General features: G+C 33.1%; 21 protein-coding genes. 20 read left to right on the top strand and 1 reads right to left on the bottom strand.

Annotation, left to right across the window (positions count from 1 at the left end; translation table 11 throughout):
* The first annotated feature begins 87 nt into the window (after positions 1 to 87).
* From rpmJ to flgE, 14 genes are all read left to right on the top strand, one after another.
* Entirely contained in the window at positions 88 to 201 is a 114-nt protein-coding gene (gene rpmJ / locus CAMP5118_RS01070; RefSeq protein ID WP_002781429.1) for a 50S ribosomal protein L36, read from the top strand.
* A 3-nt stretch (positions 202 to 204) separates the two neighbouring features.
* Complete coding sequence (rpsM, locus tag CAMP5118_RS01065; protein ID WP_012660843.1) at positions 205 to 570, top strand: 30S ribosomal protein S13; 366 nt, start codon at positions 205 to 207, stop codon at positions 568 to 570.
* 9 nt (positions 571 to 579) lie between these two features.
* Positions 580 to 972 (top strand): 30S ribosomal protein S11, encoded by a 393-nt coding sequence (rpsK, locus tag CAMP5118_RS01060; RefSeq protein WP_012660844.1) that lies wholly within the window; start codon positions 580 to 582, stop codon positions 970 to 972.
* A 30-nt stretch (positions 973 to 1,002) separates the two neighbouring features.
* Complete coding sequence (gene rpsD / locus CAMP5118_RS01055) at positions 1,003 to 1,629, top strand: 30S ribosomal protein S4 (RefSeq protein WP_039617184.1); 627 nt, start codon at positions 1,003 to 1,005, stop codon at positions 1,627 to 1,629.
* A 14-nt stretch (positions 1,630 to 1,643) separates the two neighbouring features.
* Positions 1,644 to 2,657 (top strand): DNA-directed RNA polymerase subunit alpha, encoded by a 1,014-nt coding sequence (locus CAMP5118_RS01050; protein WP_263663730.1) that lies wholly within the window; start codon positions 1,644 to 1,646, stop codon positions 2,655 to 2,657.
* Positions 2,658 to 2,660: 3 nt separating this feature from the next.
* A complete protein-coding gene (gene rplQ / locus CAMP5118_RS01045) occupies positions 2,661 to 3,014 on the top strand; it encodes a 50S ribosomal protein L17 (protein WP_012660847.1) in 354 nt (117 codons plus the stop codon).
* 117 nt (positions 3,015 to 3,131) lie between these two features.
* Positions 3,132 to 4,031: an ATP phosphoribosyltransferase gene (gene hisG, locus CAMP5118_RS01040; RefSeq protein WP_337216402.1), complete on the top strand. Its 900-nt coding sequence runs from the start codon at positions 3,132 to 3,134 to the stop codon at positions 4,029 to 4,031.
* A 9-nt stretch (positions 4,032 to 4,040) separates the two neighbouring features.
* Positions 4,041 to 5,321, top strand: a complete 1,281-nt coding sequence (gene hisD / locus CAMP5118_RS01035) for a histidinol dehydrogenase (RefSeq protein WP_337216401.1) — start codon at positions 4,041 to 4,043, stop codon at positions 5,319 to 5,321.
* Positions 5,318 to 6,385, top strand: a complete 1,068-nt coding sequence (gene hisB, locus CAMP5118_RS01030; protein WP_337216400.1) for a bifunctional histidinol-phosphatase/imidazoleglycerol-phosphate dehydratase HisB — start codon at positions 5,318 to 5,320, stop codon at positions 6,383 to 6,385. Before hisD ends, hisB begins: the two co-directional genes overlap by 4 nt.
* Positions 6,382 to 6,963, top strand: coding sequence for an imidazole glycerol phosphate synthase subunit HisH (gene hisH, locus CAMP5118_RS01025; protein WP_257941961.1), 582 nt, complete (start codon positions 6,382 to 6,384; stop codon positions 6,961 to 6,963). The genes hisB and hisH overlap by 4 nt, the downstream gene beginning before the upstream one ends.
* Before the next feature lie 6 nt (positions 6,964 to 6,969).
* Entirely contained in the window at positions 6,970 to 7,704 is a 735-nt protein-coding gene (locus CAMP5118_RS01020; RefSeq protein WP_337216399.1) for a 1-(5-phosphoribosyl)-5-[(5-phosphoribosylamino)methylideneamino] imidazole-4-carboxamide isomerase, read from the top strand.
* Positions 7,686 to 8,453: an imidazole glycerol phosphate synthase subunit HisF gene (gene hisF, locus CAMP5118_RS01015; protein ID WP_257941963.1), complete on the top strand. Its 768-nt coding sequence runs from the start codon at positions 7,686 to 7,688 to the stop codon at positions 8,451 to 8,453. The genes CAMP5118_RS01020 and hisF overlap by 19 nt, the downstream gene beginning before the upstream one ends.
* 10 nt (positions 8,454 to 8,463) lie before the next feature.
* Positions 8,464 to 9,090 carry a bifunctional phosphoribosyl-AMP cyclohydrolase/phosphoribosyl-ATP diphosphatase HisIE gene (gene hisIE / locus CAMP5118_RS01010; protein ID WP_337216398.1) on the top strand — a complete coding sequence of 209 codons (627 nt, stop codon included), beginning with the start codon at positions 8,464 to 8,466 and terminating at the stop codon, positions 9,088 to 9,090.
* A 223-nt stretch (positions 9,091 to 9,313) separates the two neighbouring features.
* Positions 9,314 to 11,782 carry a flagellar hook protein FlgE gene (flgE, locus tag CAMP5118_RS01005; protein ID WP_337216397.1) on the top strand — a complete coding sequence of 823 codons (2,469 nt, stop codon included), beginning with the start codon at positions 9,314 to 9,316 and terminating at the stop codon, positions 11,780 to 11,782.
* A gap of 343 nt (positions 11,783 to 12,125) precedes the next feature.
* On the opposite strand, the gene CAMP5118_RS01000 is transcribed toward flgE, so the two are convergent.
* A complete protein-coding gene (locus CAMP5118_RS01000) occupies positions 12,126 to 13,367 on the bottom strand; it encodes a multidrug effflux MFS transporter (protein ID WP_337216396.1) in 1,242 nt (413 codons plus the stop codon).
* A gap of 123 nt (positions 13,368 to 13,490) precedes the next feature.
* Here CAMP5118_RS01000 and CAMP5118_RS00995 point away from each other — a divergent pair, with 123 nt between their 5' ends.
* From CAMP5118_RS00995 to CAMP5118_RS00970, 6 genes are read left to right on the top strand one after another with little or no spacing between them, the layout of a single operon-like run.
* Positions 13,491 to 13,760 (top strand): NifU family protein, encoded by a 270-nt coding sequence (locus tag CAMP5118_RS00995; protein WP_041570315.1) that lies wholly within the window; start codon positions 13,491 to 13,493, stop codon positions 13,758 to 13,760.
* Entirely contained in the window at positions 13,747 to 14,286 is a 540-nt protein-coding gene (locus tag CAMP5118_RS00990; protein ID WP_337216395.1) for a histidine kinase, read from the top strand. Before CAMP5118_RS00995 ends, CAMP5118_RS00990 begins: the two co-directional genes overlap by 14 nt.
* Positions 14,270 to 15,553, top strand: coding sequence for a UDP-N-acetylmuramoyl-L-alanyl-D-glutamate--2,6-diaminopimelate ligase (locus CAMP5118_RS00985; protein WP_337216394.1), 1,284 nt, complete (start codon positions 14,270 to 14,272; stop codon positions 15,551 to 15,553). The genes CAMP5118_RS00990 and CAMP5118_RS00985 overlap by 17 nt, the downstream gene beginning before the upstream one ends.
* Positions 15,554 to 15,859 carry a YbaB/EbfC family nucleoid-associated protein gene (locus CAMP5118_RS00980; protein WP_039667857.1) on the top strand — a complete coding sequence of 102 codons (306 nt, stop codon included), beginning with the start codon at positions 15,554 to 15,556 and terminating at the stop codon, positions 15,857 to 15,859.
* Positions 15,856 to 16,935, top strand: a complete 1,080-nt coding sequence (locus tag CAMP5118_RS00975; RefSeq protein WP_337216393.1) for a DUF7488 domain-containing protein — start codon at positions 15,856 to 15,858, stop codon at positions 16,933 to 16,935. Before CAMP5118_RS00980 ends, CAMP5118_RS00975 begins: the two co-directional genes overlap by 4 nt.
* Positions 16,935 to 17,780, top strand: coding sequence for a polyprenyl synthetase family protein (locus CAMP5118_RS00970; protein ID WP_337216449.1), 846 nt, complete (start codon positions 16,935 to 16,937; stop codon positions 17,778 to 17,780). The genes CAMP5118_RS00975 and CAMP5118_RS00970 overlap by 1 nt, the downstream gene beginning before the upstream one ends.
* Positions 17,781 to 17,783 lie beyond the last annotated feature (3 nt).

The following is a 17,783-nucleotide window of genomic DNA, read 5'->3' as shown; positions in this document are numbered from 1 at the left end:
TCACCACTTATTTTGAAAATAGTTGGTTGCTCTAAAAACCTGGTGCAGTTGTAAAAAAAGTGGAATTTACAATAACAGGAGTAAAGCATGAAAGTTAGACCATCTGTTAAAAAGATGTGTGACAAATGCAAAGTAGTTCGTCGTAAAGGCGTAGTTCGCATTATTTGCGAAAATCCAAAACACAAACAAAGACAAGGATAATTTATGGCTCGTATTGCAGGTGTGGATTTACCAAAGAAAAAAAGAATTGAATATGGTTTGACTTATATTTATGGTATAGGTTTGCATACTTCAAGAAAAATCTTAGATAAAACAGGAATTTCTTATGATAAAAGAGTTCATGAACTAAGTGAAGATGAAGCAGCGGCTATCCGTAAAGAAATTCAAGAAAACTATATGGTTGAGGGTGATCTTAGAAAACAAGTTGCTATGGATATCAAAGCATTAATGGATCTAGGAAGCTTTAGAGGCTTAAGACATAGAAAAGGCTTACCGGTTCGTGGTCAAAAAACAAAAACAAATGCCAGAACTAGAAAAGGTAAGAGAAAAACCGTTGGTGCAAAATCATAAGGATAGAAAATGGCAAAAAGAAAAGTAGTTAAGAAAAAAGTAGTTAAAAAAAATATAGCTAAAGGTATAGTTTATATCAGTGCAACATTTAATAATACTATGGTTACTGTAACTGATGAAATGGGAAATGCTATCGCTTGGAGTAGTGCAGGTGGTTTAGGATTTAAAGGTTCTAAAAAATCAACTCCTTACGCAGCACAACAAGCAGTAGAAGATGCTTTAAATAAAGCAAAAGAACATGGTATTAAAGAAGTAGGTATTAAAGTACAAGGACCAGGAAGTGGTCGTGAGACAGCGGTTAAGAGTGTAGGTGCTATGGAAGGTATTAAAGTAACTTTCTTAAAAGATATTACCCCATTAGCTCATAATGGTTGTAGACCACCAAAACGTCGTCGTGTCTAAGAATAAGATATAAGATTTAGGAGAATTATAATGGCAAGATATAGAGGACCAGTAGAGAAATTAGAAAGACGACTTGGCGTAAGCTTGGCAATGAAAGGCGAAAGAAGATTAGCAGGTAAAAGTGCTTTAGATAAACGCCCTTACGCACCAGGTCAGCATGGACAAAGAAAAGCTAAAATCAGCGAATACGGACTTCAATTAAGAGAAAAACAAAAAGCTAAATTTATGTATGGAGTTAGCGAAAAACAATTTAGAAGATTATTTAGCGAAGCTGCTAGAAAAGATGGCAACACCGGTGCGCTTTTAATCCAGCTTTTAGAACAAAGACTTGATAATGTTGTTTATAGAATGGGTTTTGCTACAACACGCCGTTTTGCTAGACAACTTGTAACTCATGGACATATTTTAGTAAATGGTAAAAGAGTAGATATTCCTAGTTATAGAGTAGAAGCAGGTCAAAAAATCGAAGTGATTGAAAAAAGCAAAAACAATCCTCAAATTTCAAGAGCGATCGAACTTACTGCTCAAACTGGTATAGTTGCTTGGGTTGATGTAGAAAAAGATAAAAGATTTGGAATTTTTACAAGAAAACCTGAAAGAGAAGAAGTTATCATTCCAGTTGAGGAAAGATATATCGTTGAGTTGTACTCTAAATAATAAAGGTTTTTGATATGAGACATATTACAACTTCTGCTTATACACCGACAGAGTTTAGTATTGAAAATATCAGTGATACAGTAGCAAAAGTAAGTGCATGGCCTTTTGAAATTGGCTATGCTATTACTTTGGCGCATCCTTTGCGTCGTTTGCTTTATTCAAGCACAGTAGGTTTTGCTCCAACAGGAGTTAAAATCAAAGGCGTAGCACATGAATTTGATAGTATGCGTGGTATGCTTGAAGATGTAGCATTGTTTATTATCAATCTAAAAAAATTAAGATTTAAACTAAAAACAGATTCTGAAAAAGAAGTTATAACTTTTAGTTTTAAAGGACCAAAAGAAATTTGCGGAAAAGACTTAGATAACGATGTTGTTGAGGTTGTGAACGCAGATAGCTATCTTGCAACGATCAATGAAGATGCAGATTTAGAATTTACCTTAATCATTGAAAAAGGTATAGGTTATGTACCTTCTGAAGAAGTGCAAAATTTCTTAGATCCTGAATTTATAGCACTTGATGCATTCTTTACTCCAGTAAAACATGCAGTTTATGATATAGAAAAAGTGCTTTTTGAAGATAACCCAGATTATGAAAAAGTTGTTTTTACAATCACAACTGATGGTCAAATTTCACCAAGTGATGCTTTTAAAAATGCTTTAGAAGCAATGTATAAACAATTATCAGTGTTTGATAAAATCACTAATGCTCAAAGCGTTGTAAGAAGCCAAACACAAAATAATGAAGTAGAGCATGTAAAATTACTTCAAAATATAACTGAGTTAAATTTAAGCGCAAGAAGCTTTAATTGCCTAGAAAAAGCAAATGTGGTTTATATCGGTGAGCTTGCTTTAATGAGTGTAGGCGAACTTGCAGATTTAAAAAATCTAGGTAAAAAATCTTTAGATGAGATTAAAAGTGTGATGGAGTCTATAGGTTTTCCTATAGGAAATTCAAAACTCAGTGATAGTGCAAAAGAAACGCTAAAAAGAAAAATTACAGAATTAAAAGCACAAAATGAAGGATAATCAATGAGACATAGACATGGATATAGAAAGTTAGGTCGCACTTCTACTCACCGTGCAGCCTTATTAAAAAACCTTACCATTGCTATTATTAAAGCAGGTAAAATAGAAACAACATTACCTAAAGCAAAAGAATTAAGAGGTTATGTTGAAAGATTAATTACTCGTGCAAGAAAAGGTGATTTCAATGCTCATAGAGCAGTTTTTGCTAGCTTGCAAGATAAAGAAGCTACAAATAAACTTGTAACAGAAATCGCACCTAAATTTGCAGATAGAAACGGTGGTTATACAAGAATTATCAAAACAAGAATCCGCCGTGGCGATGCTGCAGAAATGGCTTTCATCGAATTCGTAGCTTAATTTTTAGCCTTTTTAAAGGCTAAAAACTTCTTATTTTTATTTATTTACTTACTATTTTTTGTATTTTTATCCATTTTTTGCTACTATTAATCTTTTTAACTACAAAAAAGGAAAAAAATGCAAGAAAATTCAAGATTACGCATAGCTATACAAAAATCAGGTCGTTTAAGTAAAGATTCTATGGCCTTGCTTGAATCTATAGGCGTAAAACTTCGCATACACGATCAAAGCTTGATTGCTTTTTCTACAAATTTACCTATTGATTTACTTAGAGTAAGAGATGATGATATACCAGGATTAATTTTTGATGGAGTGGTAGATCTTGGTATAGTTGGAGAAAATGTTTTAGAAGAAAATGAACTAGAAAGAAAATCAAAAAACGAAAATGCAGATTTTATAATGCTTAAAAAACTTGATTTTGGTGGGTGCCGTTTGTCTTTAGCATTGCCAGAAAATAGTGAATATAAAGGTATAGAAAGTTTTAAAAATTTACGCATAGCAACTTCTTATCCACAGCTTTTAAAGCGTTTTATGGAAGAAAATAACATTCCTTATAAAACTTGTATGCTAACAGGCTCAGTTGAAGTAGCACCAAGTGCAAATTTAGCTGATGGAATTTGTGATTTAGTTTCAAGTGGTGCTACTTTAAAAGCAAATGGGCTTAAAGAAGTTATGGTGATTTATAGATCAAAAGCTTGCATAATCCAAAGAAAAGAAAGTTTAGCTTCGCATAAACAAGAATTAATCGATAAATTACTCATTAGGATTAATGGGGTTATGCAAGCAAGAGAGTCAAAATACATCATGTTGCATGCTCCTATTGAAAAGCTAGAAAAAATTACAGCTTTATTACCAGGTGTTGAAAAACCTACGATTTTACCTTTAGAAAATGATAAAGCTAGAGTGGCATTGCATATGGTAAGTCAAGAAAATTTATTTTGGGAAACTATGGAAGCTTTGAAAAAAGAAGGTGCAAGTGCGATTTTAGTTTTACCTATTGAAAAAATGCTCTCTTAAAGGATAAAAATGCAAATACTTGATTTTGAAAAATTAAACCAAAGCGAACAAGAATTAGCACTCAAGCGTCCTGCTATAAGTGCTAATGCACAGGTTAAAACCATAGTAGAACAAATCATTGAAGATGTCAAAATAAATGGCGATGAAGCTTTAAAACAAATGGCTGTAAAATTTGATAAAGTAGAGTTAAATTCCATTAAACTAAGCGATGAAGAGCTTAGTAATTTAGCAGAGCAAATTGATGATGAGTTAAAACAAGCTATTAAAATAGCTTATGAAAATATCTATAAATTCCACAAAGCTCAAGAAAGTAAAACCATAGAAGTTCAAACATTTGAAGGGGTAACTTGTAAGCTGCTAACAAGAGCTATTGAAAAAGTAGGGCTTTATATACCAGGAGGCTTAGCACCACTTTTTTCAACCGCACTCATGCTAGCTATCCCAGCTAAAATTGCAAAATGTAAATTTATAGCCTTAGCTTCCCCAGCACCACTTCATCCTGCCATTGCTTTTGTGGCAAAACTTTGCAAAGTTGATGCAGTGTATCAAATAGGCGGAGCAGGAGCCATAGCAGCACTTGCTTATGGAACGCAAAGTGTGCAAAAGGTAGATAAAATTTTTGGTCCTGGAAATGCTTTTGTAACTGAAGCTAAAAAGCAAGTTAATAATCATGGAGTAGCTATTGATATGCAAGCAGGACCTTCAGAGGTGTTAGTTTTAGCAGATGAGTTTGCTAACGCTAAATTTATAGCTTCAGATTTACTCTCACAAGCTGAGCATGGAGCAGATTCTCAAGCGATTTTAGTTTGTACAAGTGAAAAACTAGCCAAAGAAGTAGATAGTGAAGTTGCTTTACAGCTTGAAAAACTCTCGCGTAAAGAAATTGCTTCCAAATCTTTAGCACACTCTAAAATCATTCTTGCAAAAGATATAAAACATGCTATAAGTATTTCAAATGACTATGCACCCGAACATTTGATCATTCATACACAAAATCCATCTAGCTTGCTTGATGATATTATGCATGCAGGTTCAGTATTTTTAGGTGAGTATTCTCCAGAATCCATGGGAGATTATGCAAGTGGAACAAATCATGTATTACCAACTTATGGTTTTACTAAGTCTTATTCTTCATTAGGGCTTGCTGATTTTATGAAAAGAATGACCGTACAAGAACTTAGTAAAGAAGGCTTTAAAAAGCTTGGGCCTGTGGTAGAAATTTTGTCAGCAGCTGAAGGGCTTGATGGGCATAAAAATGCCGTGAGTTTAAGATTAGAAAGTCTAAAATGAGCGCAAAAATTTTATTTATCGATAGAGATGGAACGCTCATTGATGAACCAAAAGATGATTTTCAAATTGATTCTTTAGAAAAACTTGAGTTTGAAAAAGGTGCCATCAATGCACTTTTAAAGTTAAAAAATTTTGGTTTTAAATTTGTTATGGTGAGTAATCAAGATGGCCTAGGCACAAATTCTTTTCCTAAGGAAAATTTTGACAAAGCTCATGAAAAAATGCTAAATGTTTTTCAAAGTTGTGGTATAGAATTTGAAGATATTTTTATATGCCCACATTTTGAGCATGAAAATTGTGCCTGTAGGAAGCCAAAAACTGCTATGCTTGAAAACTATATCAAAAACAAACTTTATAATAAAAATAAAAGTTTTGTTATAGGCGATAGAGACAGCGATATGCTTTTGGCACAAAATCTTGGAATTCAAGGTTTAAAATATGATAAAAACGATTTTAACTGGGAGCAAATCGCTGATTTTATCTTGCAAAATTACCGCAGTGCCTGCATAGAGCGTAATACCAAAGAAACTCAAATTCAAGTTAAAATAGCTTTTAATGAAAAAGCAAAAGCTGATATAAAAACAAATATCGCATTTTTTGATCATATGTTAGAGCAAATTGCTACGCATGCAAATATATCTTTGGAGATAAAATGCAAAGGGGATTTAGAAGTTGATGAACACCATAGCGTAGAAGATGTCGCACTTGCTTTGGGTGAGGCTATCAAAAGCGCACTTGATCAAAAAATAGGCATTGCAAGATATGGCTTTGTTTTGCCTATGGATGAGTGCTTGGCAAGTTGTGCGATTGACTTTTGTAATAGACCGCATTTAGTTTATAAGGCTAAGTTTAAAAAAGAAAAGCTTGGAGAATTAAGCACAGAAATGATAGAGCATTTTTTCTACTCACTAAGCTATGCTATGGGTGCGAGTTTGCATTTAAAAGTTAAAGGCAAAAACGATCATCACAAAGCCGAAGGACTTTTTAAAGCCTTTGCAAGAGCTTTAAAAATGGCTATAAAAATAGAAAATGAAAACCTAGCAAGCTCTAAAGGAGTGATATGAAACTAGCTATTATAGATACAGGTTGTGCGAATTTAGCTTCTCTTGCTTTTGCAATTGAGCGTTTAGGACAAAAAAGTATCATCACGCATGATTTAAAAGAACTTTCACAAGCAGATAAGCTTTTGCTTCCTGGGGTTGGCACAGCAGCTAAAGCAATGGCTAATCTAAAAGCACTTAATTTAGAAAATTTTATCCAAACTACTACAAAACCACTTTTAGGAATTTGTCTTGGTATGCAAATTTTGGGTAAATTTTCAGAAGAATTACACCAAAAAACACTTGGCATTATGCCTTTTGATACGCAAAAATTCCAAGAAAAAGCAAATTTTACTTTCCCGCATATGGGGTGGAATCAAGTCTTTAGCTCACATGAGCTTTTTAAAGGCTTGGATGGAGCTTATTTTTATTTTGTGCATAGTTATTGTGTGGGCTTAAATGAATACACCATCGCAGAGTGTGAGTACTCTACTAAATTTAGTGCAAGTTTAAATAAAGATAATTTTTATGGCGTGCAGTTTCACCCTGAAAGAAGTGGCGAAGCAGGTGAAGTATTATTAAAAAATTTCATAAATATGTAGGTAAAAATGCAAACTCAAATCATTCCAGCATTAGACTTAATAGATGGTAAAGTAGTAAGGCTTTATAAAGGTGATTATGCTAAAAAGCAAGAATACAGCTTTGATCCTTTAGCTAAATTTCAAGAGTATGAGGCTCAAGACATTGCTTGGCTTCATTTGGTGGATTTAAGCGGTGCAAAAGATCCTAGTAAAAGACAACTAAAACTCATAGAAAACCTAGCTTCTAAAATCAAAGTAAATCTTCAAGTAGGCGGAGGAATTCGCACTAAAGATGAGATTAAAGCTTTGTTTGATAGCGGTGTTAAACGCGTAGTTATAGGCTCTTTAGCGGTTAAAAACAAAGCCTTTACACAAGAGCTTTTAAATGAATTTGGTGTAGAAAGTATAGTCTTAGCACTTGATAGTATTTGCGTTAAAGATGAGTTTTTTGTGGCCATTGATGCATGGAGTAAAACAAGCGATGATAAATTATTTGAGCTTTTAAATTTTTACAAAAATGTAAAGCATATTTTATGCACAGATATTTCTAAAGATGGCACGATGAGTGGGGCAAATATCACTTTATATAAAACTTTGCATGAGAAATTCCCACATTTACAAACCCAAGCAAGCGGAGGTGTGGCAAGCTTAGAAGATTTTAAAAAGTTAAATAGCATAGTAAGTGGTATCATCGTAGGCAAAGCCTTGCTTGATAAAGAATTTAGCATAAAGGAGGCTAAAGAATGCTTGCAAAACGCATAATCGCATGTTTAGATGTAAAAGATGGTAGAGTAGTTAAAGGGGTGCAGTTTAAAAACCATGAAGATATGGGCGATATCATCGAGCTTGCTAAATTTTACTCACAAAATGGCATTGATGAGCTAGTATTTTATGATATAACCGCTTCAGCTAAGAATGAGCGCATTGATAGAACTTGGGTAAGCAAAGTAGCACAAAATATCTCTATACCATTTTGTGTTGCAGGGGGTATAAAAAGCGAAGATGACGCAAAAGAGCTTTTAGCAAATGGTGCTGATAAAATTTCTATTAATTCCCCTGCTTTAAATGATCCTGATTTAATCTCACGTCTTGCAAAAAGCTTTGGAGTGCAATGCGTAGTCGTAGGCATAGATACTTTTAAAGATGAAAACAACGAACTTTTAGTCTATAAATACACTGGAGATGAGAGTAAATCTCATCATAGCGGTAGAAAAACACTAGAGTGGGTAAAGCAAGTATGCGAGCTAGGAGCGGGTGAAATCGTGCTAAATATGATGAATCAAGATGGTATGAGAAAGGGCTATGATCTTGATCAACTTGCTAAAGTTAGACAGATTTGCCCTGTGCCTTTAGTAGCAAGCGGTGGTGCAGGAGCCAAAGAGCATTTTTTAGATGCTTTTAAACTTGGTGTTGATGGAGCTTTAGCAGCTTCAGTATTTCATAAAAAACTTATAGATATTAAAGAATTAAAACTATTTTTAAAAGATCAAGGCATACAAATTCGTATTTAAAGGAAAAGCTATGAAGATAAATGAAGAAGAATTCATAAAAAGCATTAACTGGCAAAAGGTTAATAACCTTGTTCCTGTGATCATTCAAGATTATCATTCTTGTGAAGTTTTAATGCAAGGCTTTATGAATGAACAAGCTCTAAGAGAGAGTTTTAAGCATAAAAAAGTGGTATTTTACTCACGCACTAAAGAGTGTTTGTGGATGAAAGGTGAGCAAAGTGGGAATTTTTTGCATATTATAGATATGGGGCTTGATTGCGATAGAGATTGTATCTTGATTTTAGTTAAACCTAGCGGGGCTACTTGTCATACAGGTGATACTTCTTGCTTTGAAACACTTTCTAAAAAGGCTGATTTTGTATTTTTATCGCGTCTTGAAAGGCTGATTAATTCTCGTAAAAGCACCTGCACAAGTTCTTCTTACACAGCTGAACTTTTTTCAAAAGGCACTAAACGCATAGCACAAAAAGTAGGCGAAGAAGGCGTTGAAACGGCTTTAGCTGCTACTGTTAAAGACAAAGATGAGTTGATAAATGAAGCAGCTGATTTGCTTTATCATTTAGATGTTTTATTAGCTGATGCGGATTTGAGTTTAAATGATGTGATTGCTAAATTAAAAGAAAGAAATAAAAGTTAAGCGTGATTTCTCACGCTTAATTAAGCAATATTTTTGAAAAGATTCACTGACTATATCGAGTAATTTTAAAAAAACTTTACACATTAAAATCTAATTTTTGATTTATTTTCTACTTTTTAATTTCATTTTTTTGTATTTTTGGAACACTTATTGCTTTATATCTGCATAAGCAATAGAAGATTGTGAGATATTCACAAAGCAATATTTTTTAAAGGATTTAATTATGATGAGATCTCTTTGGGCTGGGGTTTCTGGACTCCAAGCACACCAATACGCAATGGATGTAGAAGGTAACAACATAGCCAATGTTAATACATTTGGTTTTAAATATTCTCGTGCGGATTTCTCAACGCTTATGAGTCAAACTTCTAAGATAGCTACAGCTCCAGATGGTAACCTAGGTGGTAAAAATCCTATGCAAGTAGGACTTGGTGCAGGTGTAAATTCTACTACTAGAATTCACTCTCAAGGTAATATCCAAACCACAGATAAAAACACCGATATGGCTATCAATGGTGATGGATTTTTCATCGTTTCAAATGATGGTGGTACTACTCAGTATTATACCCGTGCAGGGGACTTTAAAACAGATGCAGTAGGAAATTTCGTAGATAATAACGGCTATACCGTTCAAGGTTGGAATTATAATCAAGAAACGGGGCAAATTGACTCTTCAACTTCAGTAGGCGATATAGTGATCCCACCTGGTATGAGTATGCCTGCTAGACCAAGTACTTCAGTAAGCCTTACAGCAAATTTAGATAGTGGTAATACTCTAGGTGCTAATGCTTCTGCTAAGCGTCCTATCTATGCATTAGATTCTACTCATGGTAGAAGAGAGGACACTGGAACGGCTGTAGATGAAAATGATACTGGTCATACTGAGTTTTATACTACTTCAAAAAGTGGAGCCCAAGTAACAGAAAAAGGTGTAGATATGGGCGTGGTATTTAATGCTCAAGGCGAGGGCTTAAACCTAAGAGACGGGCAAGGCATATGGGTTAGTTATGCTGATGCTAAGCATCAAAGTAATATAAAAATGGATGGGAATTTACCTACAGATAGATCTCAATTTACTCCAAATACAAATTATACTTTTTGGGGATTTAAAGATGGGGAACAAACATATCCAGCTACATTAGATATTACAATAAATGGTGTAAATATAAAAGCAGAAGGTGTGGGACAAGAAACTTTCATCAATGCTATTAATGCTAAGACAGCTGAAACTGGAGTAGTGGCTTCTATAGTAGATGGTAAAATTACATTTACAAATGATAATAGTACAGGAACTACAGCTAAATCCAAAAATTTAAATATTACTATAAACCCTGATGGTACTACAGCTGGTGCTCAGGTTACTACAAGAGCAGACAATGTATCTTCTGGAGGGGATATAGCAGGGCTTTTAGTTGGAAGAGGTACAGCTGATAGGGCGTGGCTTGGAACTGAAAATGGACAGCCTGACGGTCAAGTTAAAACGAATATTCAAGTTATAACAGCACATGAATATATTTATAGTTCTAGTAGTGTAGATATAGGTGCAAATCCAAATCCTAATGCAGCTACAGAAGCCGAAGCTAATATGCCTCAACCTACTGGTCAGAGAACTTTTCATACAACTGAAGATTTAAGAGAGCTTTTGCAAAGAGATGCTAGATGGGCTGTTGATTATGATGGTAACGGAAGTATAGAGAATTATGTGAATGGAGGAGTTGGTGTTGCTTCAGATGCTAATGCAGGTGTTCAAGTAGTAGTGGAAAGTGATGGTAGATTTAAAATAACAAATCCTGCCGATCCAAATGCTAAGGATATGACTTTTAAAGTTACAGGTTATTCTAATGAAGCTAATAAAATTTCTACTAATGATAAATTCACAGCGATGTTTAGCGCCTTAGATGGAAATTTCAATGCAGGTAATAATGAAAAATACTCTCAAGACATGTATTTATCAGCTCATACTGCTAGTATAGAAATTTTTGACTCATTAGGAACTAGACATGAGCTAACCGTGCAATTTACCAAACAAGCTAAAACAGCAGATGGCGGGGCTGAATGGTCTATCATCATCTCAGTACCTGAGCCTGCAGAGATAAATTTTAGTGGTGATGGAGCTCCAGGAAACATAGTAGTAGGAAATTTAAGATTTGGCAATGATGGCTCTTTACAAAGCTATACGCCAAATGTATTAAACTTTACCGGAAATAACGGCTCAAAACCTGATCAAGTGATCAAACTTGACTTTGGTACAACAGGTGGTTTTGATGGTTTAACAAGCTATGATAAAGACTCAGCTACCACTAAACAAGAAACTGATGGTTACACAGGGGGTAACTTAAAGCCAGATGCATTAAGAACTGATGAGAATGGTTATATCTATGGAGAATTTACAAATGGTAAAACTCTAGCTCTAGCTAAGGTTGCTCTAGCTACTTTCCCAAATAATATGGGTCTTGAAGAAATGGGTAATAATCTTTTCAAAGCGACAGCAAACTCAGGAACACCTACTATAGGTCATGCTGGTGAAGGTGGTAGAGGGGGCTTAAAAGGCTCAGCTATAGAAATGTCAAACGTGGATTTAAGTCGTGCATTAACTGAGCTTATCGTAATTCAAAGGGGTTATCAAGCAAACTCAAAAACGATTACCACAAGTGATCAGCTTTTAAATACTTTGCTTCAATTAAAACAATAATTCTAACCCAAGGTTTTAAAACCTTGGGATCAAGCTTTACAAGGTTATCAAGGTAGCCTTGTAATACTTGATGACCTTGAAGCCTTCAATCTATTGCTAACTCACTTCTTTCTTGCCTTAAGGAGTGAGTAGCATGATTTGCATATCGACAAGTTAAAATAAAAATTTATAAACTTAATTATCTGCTATAGTTTTAATCATTGCAAATTTAAAATATTTTGTTTTGCTATCATGATCAAAAACGCTAAAATTATCAAGAAAAATATAAATATTATTTGTTGATGTAAAGTTTTTTGAAAAAGGTTCGATATAGTCAGTGAATCTTTTCAAAAATATTGCTTAATTAAGCGTGAGAAATCACGCTTAACTTCTTTTTGATTTTACTTAACTTTCTTTTATTAATCAAACTCAGATAAGAAATCAAAGATAAAAACGCGCAAGTTCCTAAAATAAGCGATAAAAATATAGGTGTATTGGCATTTAAAAGACTTACTAAAAATGCCATTATTCCCGCCATAGCAAATTGCGCTGCCCCTAAGAGTGCTGAAGCACTGCCTGCATTTTGTTTTGATCTTGCCATAGCTAAAGTGGTGGTATTTGGCAGGATAAAACCCAAACTTGCTATGATTAAACACAAAGGAATTTCAAAAGCCCAAAAACCTAGATCAAAAGTTGCCCCTAAAATGAGTAAAAAGGTTAAAAAAGTAATCATCATAAGTGCTCTTGGTAAAACATAATAAGGCGAGAGTTTAAGAACTATCCTTGCGTTTATATTAGCACATACAACAAAACTTAAAGCATGGGCTCCAAAAAGGGCTGCGTATTGTTGAGGGCTGAGTTCAAAAACACGCGTAAAAACAAAAGATGAGCCGGTTAAATAAGCAAAAAATCCTGCAAATATTAAATTCCCGCAAAGCAAATACACCACAAAACGACGATCTTTTAAGATTTTTTTGTAACTTTTTGCAACTTCTTTGTGATTAAATTTTTTACCTTGGGTGTTGAGGTTGCTTTCTTTTAAGGAAAAAATAACAAGCATAAATAAAATAAAACCTAAGATAAATAATGTCAAAAATATACTACGCCAAGAAAAAAACTCAAGCAAAATCCCACCAAAAGTAGGAGAGAGCATAGGCGCCAAAGAAGTAAAAACCATCATCAAAGCATAAACCCCTGCTGCTTCTTTAAGCTCAAAAACATCATTTACTATAGCTCTTGCTACAACTACGCCCACACAACCTCCCAAAGCTTCAAAAAAACGCAAAGCTATAAAAGCATGAATGGAATCAACTAAAACACAAGCAATACTTGAAGAAATAAAAAGAAAAAGTCCTATATATAAAGGTTTTTTTCTGCCATATACATCACTTAATGGCCCATAAAAAAGCTGACCCAAAGAAAAGGCTATAAAAAAACTTGCAAGAGAAAGTTGAGTGTAAAAAGAATTTGTTTGAAAGCTTTTTTCTACCTCATTTAAAGCAGGTAAATACATATCAGTTGAAAGTGGTGCTATGGCAGATAAAAAGCCTAGTATGAAAATGAGTTTGAGTTTTTCAAAACCTTTTATTTGAGTGCGTTTTTGCATACAAAATCCTAAAATATTTTTACCATTGTATAGCAAAAAGTCTAAAATAAACAATAATTTACATTTTTTAAAGGCAAATAAGATAAAATTAAATTAAAAAACAATCAAGGAAAAGTTATGAATATGCCTTTTAGTGATGAGGAATTAATCGAACCTGTAAAAGCAAGTTTGGCTAAAACTATGCATATTTTAGAAAATGATGGTGGAGGACTTGATTTTTTAGGGGTTAAAAATGGCGTGGTTTATGTGAAATTAACCGGAGCTTGTCATGGCTGTCCTTCAAGTGGAACGACTTTGAAATATGGTTTAGAAAAACAGCTTAAAATCGACATACACCCAGATATAACTATAGTAAATTTAGCAGGCGGGGAAAGCGAATTTGCAAAATTATAAAAAAATAGCCATAGAATGCTTTTATAAAAAAGATTTTAAAAACGCTAAGATGTATTTTTCTCTTGCTTATGAAAAGCGTAAAAATAAAAGACTTTTAACTTTTATCAACATTTGCGATTTAGCTTTAAAAAGTCCTGAAGAAGCTTTTGTGTTTTTTGAGTTTTTTATGCAAAATTATAAAAATACTAAAGTAGATAAAGATATTGAAAAACTCATTAGTCTTAGTCAAAGTGTGCAGTTTGAAGAAGAAAGTGAAGACTTTGAAGGTTTGAGCTATCAAGATTTTTTACTTAGCGAAGCAAAAGTTGGGTTTAAACAAGCCTTAGAAAATGTTATAATATCAAATAAACTTATCTTCAATGATAAAGAAGATTTTGTGGATTTTTTAGAAAAGCTTTTAGAGCATGGTTATAAAGATATGCTTGTAGCTTATATGGAAGATGTTTCAGTGCATTTTTATTCTAATTATAGATTTATCAAGCTTAGTGAGAAAATCAAGGAATTAAATTATGATAGTAAAGATTGAAAATACTTTCATTTGTGATAATTCTAATGAATGCGAAAAAGATTGTTTTTTCTTAAAAACTGCTCAAAATGAAAAATTTATTCATCAGGCTTTAGAAAAACAAGCAAAAATTATAAATATAACTGAGTGTAAGAGACTTTTAAATATAGATGAAAATATAAAAATCATAGGCATAACAGGCACAAATGGCAAGACAACTACTGCGGGGGCTATTTACTCTATCTTGCTTGATTTAGGTTATAAATGTGCCTTGATGGGAACTAGGGGTAGTTTTATAAATGATAAAAATATCACTCCAAAAGGCTTAACTACTGCTCCTATTTTGCAAACCTTAGAGCTTTTATCTTTAGCAAGTAAGGAAAAATGTGAATTTTTAATTATGGAAGTAAGCTCACATGCTTTGGTACAAAACCGTATCGAAGGGCTTGAGTTTAAGGCTAAAATTTTTACGAATATCACTCAAGATCATTTAGATTTTCATGGAAACTTTCAAAACTATCAAGCAGCAAAAGAAAGTTTTTTTACTGATGAGTGTATGAAATTTATCAATAAAGACGCAAAAGCTATAAATTTTAATGTTAAAGGTGCTTTTACTTATGGAGTAGAAAATCCAAGTTATTATCATATCAAAGCTTATGCTTTAAAAAATGGCATTGAAGCTGTGGTAAATTTTGGCAAAGAAACTTTTATGATTGATTCTTCTTTGGTAGGGCTTTTTAATCTTTATAATCTTTTGGCTGCAAGTGCTTGTGTGAATGAACTTGTCAAGCCAAATTTAAAAGAACTTGAAAAGGCCATTAGTAATTTTGGTGGCATTGAGGGTAGAATGCAAGTAGTTGCAAAAGATGTGATTGTGGATTTTGCTCATACGCCCGATGGTATAGAAAAAGTTTTAGATGCTTTAAAATATCGTGATTTGATTGTGGTTTTTGGAGCGGGGGGAGATAGGGATAAAACTAAGCGTCCATTAATGGCTAAAATCGCCAAACATTATGCTAAAAAACTCATCATCACAAGTGATAATCCACGCTCAGAAGAGCCTATGGATATCATTAATGATATTTTAAGTGGTATAGAAAAAGATGAGAGTGTTTTTATAGAATGCGATAGAAAAGAAGCGATAAAAAAAGCATTAGAGCTTAAAGCGAAAAATGATTTTGTAGTGATTTTGGGTAAGGGTGATGAGACTTATCAAGAGATTAAAGGAGTAAAATATCCTTTTAATGATAAAGAAGTAGTATTAGAGATATTAAAAGAAGGAAAATAAATGTTTGAAAATATGGATTTTTCTAAAATGGGTGAGCTTTTAACTAAGGCTCAAGAAAAAGCAAATGAATTAGAGCAAGAAGCTTTAAAAAAAGAATTTAGTGCAAAAAGTGGTGGTGGTTTAGTAAAAGTTAGTGCTAATGGAAAAGGTGAAATCATCGATATAAATATTGATGATTCTTTGCTTGAAGACAAAGAATCTATGCAAATTTTATTAATCGCAGCGATAAATGATGTAATGAAAATGGTAGAACAAAATAAAAAATCAATGGCTAGTAATTTATTTAGCGGAATGGGAATGCTATGAGAATTTTACTTTGTATTTTGGGTATAACTTGTGTACTTTTTGCTGTGCCAAGACCGACTTTTAATGATTTTTTGGGTTGTTATGAAAAGAATAAAGCTAGTATGTTAATTTATGAGGGTTTGCCTGCTTTTGCTTTAAATGAAAACACCCTAGCAGTAGTTAAAACTAAAAATGCAAAATTAAACAGCTATACTAAATATGATCCTTTTTTAAATTTATATTTAGTAAAAACTGATTTTAGTTTAATCCCAGCACCTATGGGAAATGAAGAAGAATTAACGCGCAATAGCTGGGTGGGAATTTTAGATAATAATCAAAGCTATATAGGGCATTTGAAGTATTTTGGACAAAGTTTAACAGAGCGTGATCAACTTGATTTTACTTCTAAAATCGGAGAGCTTAACTCACCATGTTGTAAAATGCTTGGTATAAGCTTAGAAGATGGCAAACTTATAGGTAATCGCTATTTAAAACACTTTGCAAAATATCCTGATGTTTATTGGGGTGATATAGGTGTGGATTTTGATATGCGTGATGGCAAAATTTATGTTAAAAATGTACGTAAAAATGGGCAATTTTTACTTAATGATGAGCTTGTGAGTGTAGATGGACAAGTTTATGATGATATAAGAAAATTAAATGAGAAAATTTTATTTGCTGATCGTGGTGCAACTTTGTATTTTAATATGCTAAGGGATAATAAAGATGTAAATATTTCTACGACAGTTTTTGATAAAGATTTGGGTATATTTGCTAAACCTAAAAAAGTAGTTCAAGCTAAGCCAACTTCTTTTTATAGCAATCTAGGATTGCGCGTAGATATGAAAATGAATGTTACAGAGGTAACTCCAAATTCTAAAGCGCAAATGGCTGGATTTTTAAAAGGGGATAAAATTTTAAGAATTAATAATCAAAAAATCAATAATTTCAATGAGCTTCAAGCCATATTAACTCAAGCTAATACTTTTGATGTTTTAGTTTCAAGACAAGCAAGTAATATCCCTTCAGCGAAAAATAATGATTTTGAGCATTTTAATAAAGGATATTTTGACTTTTTTATAAGGCTAAATAAGTGATTTTAGAAAAATTCAAACAGCATTTAGAGCAAAATTTTCCAAAAACTCAAAGCTTTCATCCGTTTTTCAATGAGGCTTTAAAATGGATGTTAGAAGCTGGCGGGAAGCATTTTAGAGCTCAACTTCTTTTGAGTATAGTGAATGCTAAAAATCCTGCTTTGTTTGAAAAGGCTTTAAATGCGGCTTTGGCTTTGGAATTTATCCATACTTACTCTTTAATACATGATGATTTACCTGCTATGGATAATGCTTCTTTGCGCAGAGGAAAACAAACTTTACATAAAAAATATGATGAAACTACAGCTATTTTAGTAGGTGATGCTTTAAATACCGAAGCTTTTTTACTACTTTCAAGACTTGATTTAAAAGAAAATATTAGATTAAAACTCATAGAAACTCTAGCTTTTAATGCAGGGCTTAATGGTATGATTATCGGTCAGGCGATTGATTGTTATTTTGAAGATACACCTTTAAATTTAGAACAAGTTGAGTTTTTGCACATTCATAAAACTGCAAGATTAATCGCAGCGGCTTTAAAAATGGGCTGTGAAATTTGTGAGTTAGATGAAAAAGAATGCGAGCAAATTTATGAAATAGGGCTTTTGATAGGATTAGTTTTTCAAATCAAAGATGATATTATCGATGCGACTTTAGATACCCAGGAAGCAGGAAAGCCAACTCATAATGATTTGCATAAAAATTCTTTTGTAAAACTTTTGGGTTTAGAAGGTGCTAAAAAGGCAAAAGATGATAAAATTTCTTTATGCGAAGAAAAAATGAAAAATTTAGACTCTAAGCTTGCTAATGAGCTTCAAATTTTGATTGATAAATATTTAAAAGGTTAAACA

It is taken from the genome of Campylobacter sp. LMG 7929, assembly GCF_024723595.1.
GTDB lineage: Bacteria > Campylobacterota > Campylobacteria > Campylobacterales > Campylobacteraceae > Campylobacter_D.
The sequence above is the reverse complement of the archived record's forward strand: the minus strand, read 5'-3'. Positions and strand labels throughout refer to the sequence as shown.